Consider the following 14,877-nt stretch of genomic DNA (forward strand, 5'->3'; position numbering starts at 1 on the left):
CGATATTAATTGACAAATGTTATGGCCCTGCCGGTTTTTCCGGCCCGGCCTGTCCGGCCTATTCTGTGGATATAGCTATCCATAGACATGGGAAGCTGATAATTGATCACATGGGATACATCAGCGACGTCTATACCTCTTGCCGCCACATCTGTAGCTACAAGCACTCTAGTTGTTCCGTTCTTGAACTCTTCTATAGTCCGGTTTCGGAAATTCTGGGATTTATTACCGTGAATCAGACCGGATTTTACTCCTGTTTGATTTAATTTTTTTGCAATTCGATCAGCTAATCTTTTTGTTTCGGTGAAAATAATAACACGATCCAAAGCTTGATTTTTGAATAATCCAGCTAATACATCAAACTTATCCTTCCCTTCTGGTACACGGATAATTTCTTGATCAACATTTTCGCTGGTAGTCCCACCAGTGTTTACTTTCACTTCAACGGGATTTTGCAAGAGACCATCAATTAACTTTTTCTGTGTTGGCTCAAGTGTCGCTGAGAAAAGCATGGTCTGCTCACGTTTGGTCATTGCATTGACAAGCTTCTTCACATCGTGAACAAAACCCATGTCAAGCATTCGATCAAACTCATCAAGAACCAATGTATTTATTCGATTAAGATGAAGCAACTTTCGATCTGCCAAATCTAGAAGTCTGCCAGGGGTTCCTACAATAACGTGAAGTCTTCTTCCTAATGCCTTAAAATCAGAATTGATATTCGTTCCTCCTATAAATGTATTGGAGTATAGATTCATTCCTTTTGTAAGACTTTTAAACTCCTCTTCAATCTGAAGCGCTAGTTCCCTAGTCGGAGTCACGATCAAAGCTGTAAATCCAGATGGATCAGCTTTAGCATGCTCGATGATAGGAATTAAAAAAGCTCCCGTTTTTCCAGATCCAGTATTTGAAATCCCAAGAAGGTCTCTACCATCTAAAAGTGGCAAAATGGACTTCTCTTGGATATAGGTCATATTCTCGTAACCCTTTGCCTGAATATTTTTCAGCAAAATGGTATTAAGGTTCAACCCGGTAAAAGGAGTAACTGATTGGAATCCTTCCTGACCGCTAGGTTGAGCTTTTTTCACAAGAAGATTGGGATCAAGTGTAGATTCTTTCTTCTTCTGAGCCGGTCTTCCGGCTGGCCTAGAATTTCTATTCTGGGCAGCTGGCTTGGCGTTTCTTTTTAAATTATTCATAAACTAGGCTTTTACTGGCTCTAGCTTAGGCATATTCCCCAAAACATAAAGCATTTTAAAATGGTCAAGAACAGCCGATAAAAAATGAGGCTTTGAGTGGTATGGTATGTTAAATTCCTCTGCAGTTGCCTTTACTATAGGAGCGATCTCCCGATAGTGTACGTGACAAATGTCTGGAAATAAATGATGTTCTACTTGATAATTTAGACCTCCGATAAACCAAAATAAGAATCGATTATTAGGAGCAAAATTACACGTCGTAGCTAACTGGTGAAGGATTCTTTCTCCTTCAACAATACCCTCTGAATCTGGTAAAGGAAACTCTACATCTTCAACAATGTGTGCAATTTGGAACACCATAGTAATTGTGAAACCAGTCACAAAGTGCATTACAACATATCCTAAGAGTAGCATTCCTACAGAGAACGGAGCGAAAATCAAAGGAAGACCTAGTATGATACTAAAGTACCCAAGTTTCCAAGCTATAAGTTTCCATACAGCATTTCTATAGGCATTTTTCCCTTTCATTAAACCCTTTTTATAGTATCGCTTTAATCGGATAAAATCCTTAACGGTAACCCAAGAAAGTGTAGAAAGAGAGTAGAAAAACCAAGCATATAAATGCTGGTATTTATGTAAGTTGTTTTGAGGCGCATTAGGCGAAAATCTCAAAAAGAAAGGAGCATTGATATCATCATCGTGCTCATCAATATTAGTGTAGCTATGATGAAGTACATTATGTTGCATTTTCCAAACAATGGAACTAGCGCCAACCATATCCAAAGTATGACCAACCCATTTATTTACAAGTGGATTTTTAGAATATGATCCATGATTGGCATCATGCATAACACCCATACCTACGCCTGCCATACCAAATCCTGATAGCACAAAACAAGCGAACATTTGGAAAGTAGTGGATGCAACCCCAGTAGTGATTAGTGCAAGAGGCACTAAATAAAGGGAAACCAATATCACGGTCTTGATAACCATTGATGGTGTGGCAAATTTTGAGCGGCCTGTGGTCTTAAAATGACCATATACCCTCGATCTTAATGTTTGGGAGAATTCAGATAATTCTGATTCTGAGAACCTTACTGTTTTAATAGACTTTTAATTAATAGTGATAAACTCATGTTTCCCGAAGGAAGTAATCTGCAGGTTTTAATCTTCAGTATAAACAACTAAGATTAAAAAAGTAGAAAGAAGAAGAATTAAAACCTTTGCGGGGGGAAACTCTTGAATTTGCTACTTAAGCAGGTCGATAATCAACACATACCTTTATTTCAAGTAAAAAGGATTTATCATCTAACTGATACATTGCCTTTATCATACAAAGGTGATACATAGAATCCGTAAAACCTAATTCCTCATTGGAATATTAAATTATTTCACACTCGATCATTTATTAAATTTCCAGTTTGCAATCAAATTAAAATGGATCATTTCGATTTTATTATAGCGTTGGTTCGGCTTTAGTTGTTCATTGCCTAAGGCTTCTTTATTCATGACAATTAAATGGAAATCAAGCCCCTTAATATTTTCAGGTTTATATTTTAACCCTAGATTGATTTGCCTGTAAGATGGGAAATTATACTTATTTGCAATTGCATCATCTAAATCCGGCAGCCAATGAAAGCCCATGTTTAAATAAGCGACAAGCCTTTGATTTATAAATTGGTGTTCGATGTATCCCGTAATCGCATCCAGACTTTGAAAGCCCTCATTTCGTTCCCTTGGTATAAAAGTATACCAAGCATCTTTTCCCCATTCTCTAGGACTTAACCATCGACCATCTCCACCCACTTTGGTGTAGCTAAGGTGACTTGTCCATTGCCCCTTTTTCCCACCAAATCTTCCTGAGATAACCCAATTCTTATCCTTAGGATTTTTATAGGCAAGTGCTAAGTCTGCATTTCCACCATCTCCAATCCCGATTTGATATCCTGCCTGAATACCAGTAATCCACGTCACATTTTTCTTTTCAAAATTTCTATCTGCGGAAACCCAAACCGTATTTGACACATTTTCCACCAAGGTATTTGAAAAAGAAGCTGAAAGGATCTTCCATTTCTTTGATAATTCAAAAATTCCGATCCAATCACTCTCAGTATTTCCAAAATAAGCTGCAGGCTTTCCATTGATATCTCTACCTACTGGCAAAATCCCCATAGACTCACCTACTCCAAACCATTCACTACTCCCACGAATACTTATTCTAGAAATAGCCCAAACATCAAACTTCCAATCATCTGAAGTAGAAAACCAGGTATGAAGTCCTTCAATTGCCGTTGGAGAAAGTCTTCCATCCTGGGCATTGATCCAATCCGAGTTGATTCCCATTCTACCCAAAGATGCACCCCAATTACTATTCTGATAGGAAATAGAAAGTGTTTCTAACTTTCCAAAGAATTTATCCTTAGGGTTTAATAAGTCGAATAAACCTGCTTCATATCGGTTTGGCTGACCTGAGAGTGGATCTGGTGAGGCCAAGTCTGAACTCCATAGATTTGCGAAAACACGGTAACCTACCTGAAGCTCAAATTTTTGAATCCGTGCTTTTGCTCCAAGATTCAAACTTGACCCCAATGCGAAGTCATTTTTAAAATCACTTGGATAGTTGGTGCTCATCCAAAATGTCCTAAAATGCAGATCGGGAGACAGAATTATTCCTTTTTTTTCTTGCTGGGCAAACCCGAATAATGGCAAGAAAATTAAAAGCAGAACGTTAATTCGAAACATTAGTTACTGGCCTTTGCTGCCTGTATGGGTTTAAATGGTCCGAATTTGTGTTGAGATTCAGGAAAACTGTCAGAATATGGTCCAAATGGGTGATCCATTGGTTTTTTAGAAATATCAGGCCAATCCCCTGTGAGGTCCTTAGATGGACGATCCAAACTATTCACGTATGCCGCTACATCCCAAGCTTCTTCATCGGAAAGCATTGGCCTCTCATAAGTGGCCCCAAAAGGCATATTTGCCTTCACATATCCTGCAAACCTTGACATTCGGAATAAACCTGCCCCTTGGTTGTAACTATTAGCACCCCAAAGTGGTGGATAAGTATATCCACTACCATCGGGTTTAGGAACACCCAGACCATCCTCCATATGACATGATTGACATTGTCGGACATAGATACTTTTGCCTTTAATTGGATCAGCAGCTCTATCCAAAAGTGGAACCTCATAGATACCTACTCCTTTTGGCTTTTCTCCTTTCTGTACATCTTTACCCAGCCACTCCATATAGGCAACCATAGCTACCATTTCTTTGCTCGAGACAGCCAAGCCCTCCCCGTTCAAGCTACGTTCGAAACAATCGTTGATCCGCTTAGGAATATCCTCCATTTTGCCTGACCTCCCCCTTACTTTAGGGTAGGTAGAGGATACTGCGGAATAATTATTTCCTAAAGGCACTGTTCCTGCTTGAAGATGGCAGTTTTGGCAATTCATCCCATTTGATATCTTCCTTACTTTTCCGTTAGGACCAAGGTATTCTGCCGTGTTAGCTATTAACTCTTTTCCGTATTTGATAGATTCAGCATTGGGTTCATCGTCTACTTTAGACCAATCAGGAGCCTGCCACATCCCTACCGGGTCCATTAGCGGGGTTATCTTTGGTAACTCTACCTTCTCAACTTCGGCTAATTCAATTTTCTCTTGTTCTAAAGGGCTAAAACCAGAATATGCGAGGTAAATCGCCAACCCAATCACACCTACCAAAACAGAAGCAAGTGCCAAAAGTCCTACCATCAGGGTAATCAACTGAATAAATGGTTTTCCTAGCTTATCCATATTTTTAATCTTTTTACAAAAATGCTAAATGAGTCAGTCAAAAAGTTGTGACTCTTATCACATGATTTGGAAATTAGGGAAAAGGGATCTCTAATGCAATTTAGACCACTGATTGAGCAAGAAAAACAGTCTTTTCAATCACTTTACCTAGAACAAGTACCTGATTTTCATTCCTCCACAGTTCAATCTGAATCTCATCACCCAAAATACATTCTGCTAAGTAATTGATAGACATATTATTGGAAGCTAAACCAAAACTCTTTATCAAGTCCTCAACCCACCTGATGTAGCTTGTATTGTTCACATGGTTATTCAAATCCAAATCTGAATATCTGACTTTTTTCCGTTCTTCAAACTCCAGTTTCCCACTGAGCCGAATCCGATCAGGTTGCCAGTCAGGCTTTAATTTTGGATCAAAAAGTGCTACCGGCAAAACCGATTCTGGCCGATGTAGCTTCTTGGTTTCAGTATTCAAAAGCACCCAAGATGACATTGCCTCTGCAAGCACTTTTCCCTGAAGATCGGTCACTAAAAATTCTCGGAAAGCAAAAAGCTTATCAACTCCCCTACCAGCGGTAAATACTCGAATAGGATCCCCCCAAGTTGGGAGATGGGTTGCTTTGATATCAAATCTAGAAAGAACCCAACTGAGGTTTTCAGCCATAAGATTTCGGCCAAAATCGGCAGAATCCGCGTGTCTCCAAGCTACTTCCTGAAAGAAGTCTGCCAATGAATTTAATCGAAGTTTTCCATCCGGATGCACCTGAAATGATCCTACCTCAAATTCTTTACTGTACTGAAAAGAGTTTTGATCAGTCATATAATTATGATTTGATTGGGGCAAGAAACACGTGTTTTCTTATTGAGGAAAGGATAAATATTCCAATACCATTCAGCGCGATTATCATAAATGAAACCTTCAAATCAAATAAATCGGCAATAAACCCGATTAATGGAGGTCCAATTAGGAAGCCAAAAAAGGAAATTGTTGACACCATGGCCAAAGCTACACTTGGGGAATAAAGTTTAGATCGACCTGCAATACTATATGAAACCGGAATCAATGAAGCAACCCCAAATCCTACAAAAAGAAATCCGATGGTAGCAGCAATTACGGTAGGCCAAATCACTGAAATCAATAAGCCAAGCGTAATCATTAATCCACTGAATTGAATCACATGGACTTTTCCAAAACGAAGCACTACTTTATCTGTCAAAAATCTTCCAGAAGCCATCGAACCCATAAACGCCACGTAGCCTAAAGCAATCAAGGATGGATCAGCTTGAACGACTTTTTTGAAATAAACTCCACTCCAGTCAAACATGCAGCCCTCCGCCATCATGGCCAAAAAAGCAATCAGAGAGATTCTAAGTAATAAGTCATCCGGCTTTTTCAATACCAATCCTCCTCCTTCTGAGGCTTTTTGCTCTTTCACAATAAAGCGTTGAGCAGCAAAAATGATTAGAAATGAAATTCCCATTACAGTCAAATAATGGAATGTAGGAGAAACTCCCAGAAAAATCATACCTGCACCTATACCTGCGCCTGTAAATCCCGCCATAGACCAAAGTCCATGAAACGATGCAAGAATGCTTTTTCCCATCTGATCTTCTAGGCTTAAGGCTTGAGTATTCAGTGAAATATTCATGATATTACCCAGCATTCCGTAGAGGATTAAAACTAAAACGATCACCCAAGTCGTCGGACTTAAAGCGATCAAAGGAAGAGTTATTGCATAGGCAAAGCTCCCGATCATGATCACTCTCCGGCTCCCATATTGATGGACCGACCATCCTGCTATAGGCAGACCGATTACCGAACCTAAGGGTAAAAAAAGTAATAGGGTACCCAATTGCCCTTCTGAAAGTTGGAATTTAGCTTGGACGTCAGGAATTCGCGCCGCCCAACTTGAAAAACAAAGGCCGACAAAAAAAAACATGCTTCCCAGCGCAATTCTTCTTTTGGAAAGTAGATTCATAAATTTAAATAGGTCTAAAGGCAGTCAAAAGTAAAGAAGAATAAGACAAAATCCCGAATCACTTTTAATGAGTTCCAGGAAACTATTTCAGATAATATGGGTTTTGTCTGAAAAATAATGTGATGGAATTTGTAATAGTAGGGGTCATCATTGCCTCGATAATTTTGTTAATCAGATTTATAATCAAAAAAGTATTTAACTGAAAAAGCCACTTCCCGATTAAGAAAGTGGCTTTTTTAGTTATTTGAATTCGTCAATTTGGTAATTTATCAGCAAATCGACCATATACCCAAGTACCAGCAATAGCTGACAATAGTGTAATAATGATGATTGTAAAACCGCTTCCAATCTGTGCAAACAGTGGTCCCGGACAAGCTCCAGTCAATGCCCAGCCTAAACCAAAGATAAATCCGCCATAAATCTGACCTTTTCGAAATTCTTTGGTGGGTATATTGATCTTCTCACCTGAAATAGACTTAATCCCAAGTCTTTTGATAAGTTGGATCGAGATGATACCTGTTACAATTGCTGATCCAATCACTCCATACATATGAAATGAAGTCAAACGGAACATTTCCTGAATTCTAAACCAAGAGATGATTTCTGCTTTCACAAAAACAATCCCAAATAGAATACCTAAAATTAAATATTTAACCAGCGCTAAACCTTTTTCTCCGGAAGCCTGAGTATTTGGCGCATCACATACAAATCCTTCTGCCTTTTTTTCTACTACTTTCATCTTTATAAATTTAGAATCCAACCAATTTCATTAACGGTTCCATGATGACATGAGTCATCAGAAATCCACCAAGCATAAAAAATATCGTAGCCACCAAAGATGGCCATTGAAGGGAACTGATTCCCATTATCGCATGGCCTGAAGTACATCCTCCGGCATACCTTGTTCCAAAACCAACCAAAAACCCTCCAATTACGAAGAATAATAAGCCTTTTGCAGTAAATAAATTTTCCCAAGAAAAGATGTCTGAAGGCATCAATCCGGAAAAATCAGTGATTCCCAAAGCTGCAAGCTCCTGTTGTGTTTCTGCTGCAATTACAATCTGATTCGGGTTGGATATGAAAGTGGTGGCAACAAAGCCTCCAATTAATATTCCTAAGACGAATACGAGATTCCAAGTTTCCTTTTTCCAGTTATAATTGAAAAAAGGTATTCCAGAGGGTACACAAATCGCACAGACGTGTCTAAGCGAAGATGAAATCCCAAAGGTTTTATTACCTATTATCAATAACGCTGGCACAGTCAGTCCAATCATGGGACCAGCCACATACCAAGGCCAAGGCTGAGACAGCCATTCAATAAATTGATTCATATTATATTTTGTTTTTAGTTTTTCTTAAAATCTGTAATCCAAAATCAAATTTAAATTTGTCATATTCACCCGATTTATAACATATTCAAGTGGAATTTCTCTGTCTGAATCTTCTTTTTTGTGAGCTATTAGTAGCTGTAAATCAAGTCCTTTGAAGAATCCACTGAATCTATAATCGATCAAACCAGTGAAGTGATAATAATTTGGCAGGCCATATTTATTCAATTCAATATTTTCAATATCAGGAGTTTGTACGTGACTTGCTCCAAGTGACACCTTTAGTTTGTCATGGATGAAGGTTTGATCAAATAGAACCCCTAGTGCATGTACCCCTCCCAATCCTTCAAATCGCTCTCGCTGCATGCTTACAAAGAACTTCTCCCTCCCCCATTCACGGGGAAAAAGAAACCTACCACTGTCTGAAATCCCGAGGTAATTGAAAGTTAACTCTGAATGTCCAAAATGAATTCCACTTCGAAGTCCGGCTCCATAGGTTTTTTCCCCAGGAAGAGTATATGCTTTTGCAGGATCTGGATTGCCACCGTCACCGACCGCAGACTGATAAAACCCCTGAATCCCGTAGAGGAATCTATTTCCCTCAGAGATCGGTAGATTCCCGGTTATTTCTCCGAAAGAGGTAGCGAAAATCCCTTCAGCCAGGTAAGTCCAAGATTTCATTTGGATTTTTTCCTTATCGAATTCCAATCCAAATACCCCGATTCCTTTTGATTCAAGGTGATGATGATAATTTTCTTCTGAGCCTGTAGGGTTTCTTCCTGTCGGATAAAATCCAATTGATTCCTCCACTGAAAGCCATTCCAAAGAACCCCTGGAGATCAAATGTGTAAACCAAGCCCCTGTTAATCGCACTTTTCCAGGTCGATAATCCACAGATAGACCGCTAAATAGATTTGGGCGCATTCGATTATCCGATGCATTTAGAAGTGGACTTTCGAAGTGATGCCTCCCAAACCAGGTAGAGAATTTTTCTTTTTCATAAGAAACATAAAACTCCTCCAAGCGATCCATATCATGATGGTTTTCAGGATGGTGGACGTCAAACAAGGAAAGTTCATATCGATTACCAAGTCCGGTAGCTGGATCTTTAATGGTGAGATTGTGTTCAAAATGTCTAAAAACAAAGAACCCACTAAATCCGACCCCAAATCCTTTCCACCTCGGACTGAAATATCCCAGACCTGCACCAGAGCCCCAAGTAGAATAATCCAAAAGACCCGGTTGGTTTTCCGTGTGCATGTAAAAGGACCTCAGATGGAACTCGAAATACCCAGTTTTCAATTTATCGCCAAACAACTTTTTGTCAGGATCATGCTCTACTGTCTCCTCAGCGCCATGTTGCGCCATGGCCAGTTGGGACCAATTAAGCCAAACTAATAGAACTACAAAAATGCGAAATAGACTAGTCATAATGATGTGACTTTAATCACACGTGAAATCATTAAATTAAAAATGGCAAGTCAATCGACCTGCCATTTTGGGGATTAAGCAACTTTTCTAACTCTTTTAAAGAAGCGTAGTTGGACAAACGTAATCAGTAACTTTAAACTTCTCAGATTCTTTGATGGCTTTGAATCCACCATCTACATCGATTAGATTATCATAACCTCTTGCTCTTAGGATGGAATTAAAGATCATGGATCTATATCCCCCAGCACAATGCACATAATACGTTTTATCTTTATTTACTTTGAGCATACTATCATTGATATAATCCAGCGGAGCGTTTTCGGCATCCACTACATGCTCTGATAAGTATTCGCTATTCTTTCTAACATCAAGAATGTTGATTTCAGGATTTTTTGCTTTCCTAGCAGCTAATTCTTCTGCAGAGATAGACTCAATTTGATCAACTTCGTGACCTGACTTTTTCCAAGAATCAATTCCACCTTCTAAATAACCCAGGGAATAATCATATCCTACCCGTGCCAATCTAGTGATCACTTCTTCTTCGCGACCTTTTTCTGCGACAATAAGGATTTCTTGCTTCAAATCTGGAATCATCGCTCCTACCCATACTGCAAAGCTTCCATCAATTCCGATGTTCACCGAATTAGGGACAAAACCTTTAGCAAACTCTTGTGGTGCTCTGGTATCCAATATCAAAGCTCCAGTTTCATTTGCTGCAGCCTCAAATTCAGCAGGGGTCAAAGGTCTTACTCCTCTTTCCAAAACCTCATCAATGCTATCATATCCTTCGATATTCATCATTACATTTTGCGGGAAGTAAGCAGGTGGAGGTGTTAAACCAGTTATAACTTCTTTGATGAATTCTTCTTTAGTCATATCCTGAAGCGCATAATTGGTCTTCTTTTGATTTCCTAAAGTATCTGAAGTCTCTTTGCTCATGTTTTTACCACAAGCTGAGCCAGCTCCGTGCGCAGGATATACAATCAAATCATCCGGTAAAGGCATGATCTTATTTCTCAAAGAATCATATAAATATCCAGCTAATTTATCCTGAGTAAGATCAGCAATGACTTTCTGTGCCAAGTCTGGTCTTCCTACATCTCCAATAAACAAGGTGTCTCCTGTGAAAATAGCTTCTGGTTTACCTTCCTCATTGTAAAGCAAGAAACAAGAACTTTCCATCGTATGACCTGGAGTGTGAATTACTTTTATTTTGGCCTTACCAATCTTAAATTCCTGACCATCTTCTGCAACAATAGCATCGAAGCCCATTTTCATGGTGGTTGGTCCATAAACGATAGGTGCTCCTGTTTTTGCAGACAAATCCATGTGACCTGAAACAAAGTCAGCATGAAAGTGAGTCTCAAATACATATTTGATCTTCGCATTTCTACGTTCTGCCTTTTCAATGTAAGGCTGCACTTCTCTTAGCGGATCGATTACCGCAGCTTCACCGTCTGACTCAATGTAATAAGCTCCTTGAGCTAGACAACCAGTATAGATTTGTTCGATTTTCATATTGTAAGTTGTTTATTTTCTAAAAGATATATCAAAAGTACAGGGCACAAGTTCTAGTATAAATGACTTTTGTCACATTTGACTTATGACTTAGGCAGTATGCATCAAATTATTTTCGAGTGTTTTAATCAATTGATGAGCAGGAACTACTCCAGACTCCCTCCAAAGAATTTTTCCCTTGTGAAACAAAATTAAAGTTGGTACTCCTCTTACTTGAAATTTACTGGCTGCAAGTTGATTTCTGTCAACATCGACTTTAACAATCTTTACTTTTTCGCCCATATGTTTGGAAGTATCTTCGAGAATAGGTTGCATCATTTTGCAAGGTCCACACCAGGTAGCAAAGAAGTCCACCAATACAGGCGTATCACCATCTATTAGCTCTTGAAATGTTTTTGGTTGCGTACTCATAGTATCCAAGTTTTAATTTACACAACAAAAGTACAAGGCAATTGAGTTCTAGTCAGTAATTTTTATCACATGGAAACACTGGAGATCCTATTGAAGAAGTTTTAAAAAGTATTAAAATCCCCTGACTTGGGAATTATTTTTTTATTTTCGCCACTCTAATTCTTTATATAAATGCTCAATTTCAAGCAAATCAATAATGTCACTGGCTGGGTAGTCTTTGCTGTAGCCACTCTGGTATATATCCTTACCGTGGAGCAAACAGCTAGTTTTTGGGATCCGGGAGAATTTATTGCTGTGTCCTACAAGCTTCAGGTACCACATCCTCCGGGAGCCCCATTCATGCTTTTGGTATACCGTATGTTTAGCTTTTTGGCTATGGGAGATCCTCTCCAGGTTGCATACTGGATGAATATAGGAAGTGCAGTTTTCTCAGGATTCACTATTCTTTTTCTGTTTTGGTCCATCACCCTTTTTGGAAAAAGACTTTTCAAAATAGAGGAAGGTCAGGAAAACAAAGGCCAAACAATCGCATTGATTGGCGCGGGACTGGTAGGATCCCTTGTTTACACTTTCACTGATAGCTTTTGGTTTTCGGCAGTCGAAGCAGAAGTGTATGCGATGTCTTCCTTTTTCACAGCCATTGTGATTTGGGCATTTTTGAAATGGGATGTGATCAAAGATCCTCGCGAAGAGAATAAATGGATGATTTTTATAGCCTACCTCGTAGGGCTATCCATTGGAGTTCACTTGCTCAACTTGGTGACGCTTCCTGCTTTGGCGTTAATTTATTACTTCAAAAAATACCAGAATCCAAGCATCAAAGGAGCTTTCATTGCCATGTTTTTGGGCGGAGTGGCACTAATTATTATCAACAATCTGATCATTCCCGGTTTACCAAGCTTGGCTGGATCAATGGAAATCTTTTTTGTAAATAGTTTGGGCTTGCCATTCGGATCTGGAATAGTTGTATTTATAGCACTTTTTCTCGCTACCGTATTTTATGCTTACCGCTATTCCCGAAAAAAGGAATTGGCAATTCTCAACACTGCGCTACTTTCATTGATCTTTATTCTTATTGGTTATTCTTCTTATGCATTGATTGTAATCAGAGCAAATCAGGATCCTATCATCAATGAAAATGCACCAAAAGACATCGTTAGCTATGTTTCTTATTTGAAACGGGAACAATATGGCTACAGACCACTTTTGCATGGTCAGTATTTTACCGCAAAACTTGTAGATCAAGTAGAGGGTGATCCGGTGTACATGAAAGGAAAGGACAAGTATGAAATCGTAGACTACAGCTTAGTCAACACTTATGACCCGACTAAAACCACCATTCTTCCTCGAGTATATTCCACTCAGGAAAGCCACAAGCGAATCTACCGTCAAAAATTAGGACTCAGAGAAGGTGAAGACCCTACTTTTGGGGACAATCTGTATTTCATGTTTTCACATCAGTTGGGTCATATGTACTGGCGCTATTTTATGTGGAATTTCTCAGGAAGAGAATCGGACTTTTCAGACGCACCCTGGATTGGGATCACTGATGCTATTTCAACCGATTATCCGGAATACATCACCGAAAACAAAGGCCATAACAATTACCTGATGCTTCCACTCTTACTTGGAATTGTTGGATTATTCTTTCAAGCCAAGGTGGATCCAAAATCTTTCTATGTGAACTTGATGCTCTTCCTAATGATGGGAGTGGTCTTGGTACTCTATCTAAACTCTCCGCCAGTAGAGCCGCGGGAGCGAGACTATATATATGTAGGTAGTTTTTATGCCTTTGCGATATGGGTTGGGATGGGCGTTCTTGCGATTGCTCACTTGATTGCCAAAGCCAATAAGAATTTGGCTACAGCTGGAATCATTGCCACCTTGCTAACTCTTCCAGTCGTCGGACTAATGGCTAGTGAAAACTGGAATGATCACAATCGCAGAGGTCGCTATTTCTCTGTGGATTCAGCTCGTAATTTCTTAGCATCCTGTGCTCCAAATGCGATCCTATTCACAGGAGGAGATAATGATACCTTCCCGCTCTGGTACGTACAGGAAGTAGAAGGTTTTAGAACAGACGTGCGAGTTATCGTACTGAGCTACTTTGATACCGATTGGTATGTCGAGCAGATGACCAAACAGGCAGATGAATCAGCGCCCTTACCATTTAGTCTAAGCCCAGAGCGCTATCAGAAAGGCACCAATGATGTCTTGTATGTGACCGAAAGAGAAGGTTTAAATGCGATTTCTGTAAAGGAATACCTGAAATTACTCGATGGAGGTTCGCCACTTTTGAAAATGGAAACCGGAGGGAAAAGTGTAGTCAATATGGTCCCTTCACGCAATTTGATTCTTGAGGTAGACAGTGCTGCTGTAGCAGATCAAAATATCATTCCAGAGGAATTTACCGAATTGTTCGTGCCACAGATGAATCTCCAAGTCAAAGGACAGTACGTCACAAAGGGTACATTGATGCTGATTGACTTGATCACTTCCAATAATTGGGAGCGGCCAATTTACTTCAACAATACTTCGCTTGCTACCATCGGAATCAATATAGATGAGCATGTGGTGATGGAAGGGTTGACTTATCGTCTACTTCCAATCCGTAAGCCTGAGTTTATTCGGGAGGAATTAGTCAATGCAGAATTGGCCTATAAGAATTTCAAAGAGAATTTTGCTTTCCGTGGCATGAATAATCCCGATGCTTATTTGGACGAGGAATATCGCCGATTTGCTTCCAATCACCGAAGTGCAGTAAATAGCATTGTGATCGCACTTTTGGATCAGGATGATATGGAAAAAGCCGCCGACTTATTGAATTATGGGCTTGAAGTGATGCCTAACGAAGCCATCCCATATGACCTTTCCAGTGGACAGTCCGTACCACTCTTCTTTGAAGTAGGTGAAGATGAAAAAGCCATGGATATCATTGATAAGGTCTCTAAAAAATCACTGGATATGATCGAGTTTTACCAGACTCAAAACAGAGATTATGATCGAGAAATGATGATTTCCATCGAAATGGTGAAGTATTTCATTCCACTTCTTGAAGAGCGAGGCTATCAGGAAAAAGCACAAGAGCTCAAGTTGAGAATGAGTTCCTTACTCGGAGCCGAAGAATCCAGTGGAGGAAGTTTACTCGACAGGAGGTAATAATTCAAGAAAAATAAAAAGCGAGCTCAAGAAATTGGGCTCGCTTTTTTGTGCA

The 14,877-nt window shown here is 39.5% G+C and carries 12 protein-coding genes; 1 reads left to right on the top strand and 11 read right to left on the bottom strand.

Features of this window, described 5'->3' with window-relative positions; translation table 11 throughout:
- Nucleotides 1-5: 5 nt before the first annotated feature.
- The 11 genes from BVC88_RS04660 to trxA form a co-directional block, all read right to left on the bottom strand.
- The gene (locus tag BVC88_RS04660; RefSeq protein WP_083639008.1) at nt 6-1,199 is read right to left on the bottom strand and encodes a DEAD/DEAH box helicase; all 1,194 of its coding nucleotides are present in this window, start codon (nt 1,197-1,199) and stop codon (nt 6-8) included.
- Between the two features lie 3 nt (nt 1,200-1,202).
- Nucleotides 1,203-2,192 carry a fatty acid desaturase family protein gene (locus BVC88_RS04665; RefSeq protein WP_075349504.1) on the bottom strand — a complete coding sequence of 330 codons (990 nt, stop codon included), beginning with the start codon at nt 2,190-2,192 and terminating at the stop codon, nt 1,203-1,205.
- 408 nt (nt 2,193-2,600) lie between these two features.
- Nucleotides 2,601-3,941 carry a hypothetical protein gene (locus tag BVC88_RS04670; protein WP_075349505.1) on the bottom strand — a complete coding sequence of 447 codons (1,341 nt, stop codon included), beginning with the start codon at nt 3,939-3,941 and terminating at the stop codon, nt 2,601-2,603.
- A complete protein-coding gene (locus tag BVC88_RS04675) occupies nt 3,941-4,996 on the bottom strand; it encodes a c-type cytochrome (protein ID WP_075349506.1) in 1,056 nt (351 codons plus the stop codon). Before BVC88_RS04675 ends, BVC88_RS04670 begins: the two co-directional genes overlap by 1 nt.
- Before the next feature lie 100 nt (nt 4,997-5,096).
- Entirely contained in the window at nt 5,097-5,816 is a 720-nt protein-coding gene (locus tag BVC88_RS04680; protein ID WP_075349507.1) for an acyl-[acyl-carrier-protein] thioesterase, read from the bottom strand.
- Nucleotides 5,817-5,820: 4 nt separating this feature from the next.
- Nucleotides 5,821-6,975, bottom strand: a complete 1,155-nt coding sequence (locus BVC88_RS04685; RefSeq protein ID WP_075349508.1) for an MFS transporter — start codon at nt 6,973-6,975, stop codon at nt 5,821-5,823.
- A gap of 253 nt (nt 6,976-7,228) precedes the next feature.
- Nucleotides 7,229-7,714, bottom strand: a complete 486-nt coding sequence (locus tag BVC88_RS04690; protein ID WP_075349509.1) for a DUF6691 family protein — start codon at nt 7,712-7,714, stop codon at nt 7,229-7,231.
- 10 nt (nt 7,715-7,724) lie between these two features.
- Nucleotides 7,725-8,306: a YeeE/YedE family protein gene (locus tag BVC88_RS04695; protein WP_075349510.1), complete on the bottom strand. Its 582-nt coding sequence runs from the start codon at nt 8,304-8,306 to the stop codon at nt 7,725-7,727.
- 24 nt (nt 8,307-8,330) lie between these two features.
- The gene (locus BVC88_RS04700; RefSeq protein ID WP_075349511.1) at nt 8,331-9,734 is read right to left on the bottom strand and encodes a hypothetical protein; all 1,404 of its coding nucleotides are present in this window, start codon (nt 9,732-9,734) and stop codon (nt 8,331-8,333) included.
- Nucleotides 9,735-9,830: 96 nt separating this feature from the next.
- Nucleotides 9,831-11,252 carry an MBL fold metallo-hydrolase gene (locus tag BVC88_RS04705; RefSeq protein WP_075349512.1) on the bottom strand — a complete coding sequence of 474 codons (1,422 nt, stop codon included), beginning with the start codon at nt 11,250-11,252 and terminating at the stop codon, nt 9,831-9,833.
- Between the two features lie 90 nt (nt 11,253-11,342).
- Nucleotides 11,343-11,663, bottom strand: a complete 321-nt coding sequence (gene trxA / locus BVC88_RS04710) for a thioredoxin (RefSeq protein ID WP_075349513.1) — start codon at nt 11,661-11,663, stop codon at nt 11,343-11,345.
- Nucleotides 11,664-11,834: 171 nt separating this feature from the next.
- Between trxA and BVC88_RS04715 the strand changes: the two genes are divergently transcribed.
- Entirely contained in the window at nt 11,835-14,822 is a 2,988-nt protein-coding gene (locus BVC88_RS04715; protein WP_075349514.1) for a glycosyltransferase family 117 protein, read from the top strand.
- Nucleotides 14,823-14,877 lie beyond the last annotated feature (55 nt).

Origin of the sequence: Algoriphagus marinus, from assembly GCF_001936475.1 — a bacterium.
Lineage (GTDB): Bacteria > Bacteroidota > Bacteroidia > Cytophagales > Cyclobacteriaceae > Algoriphagus > Algoriphagus marinus.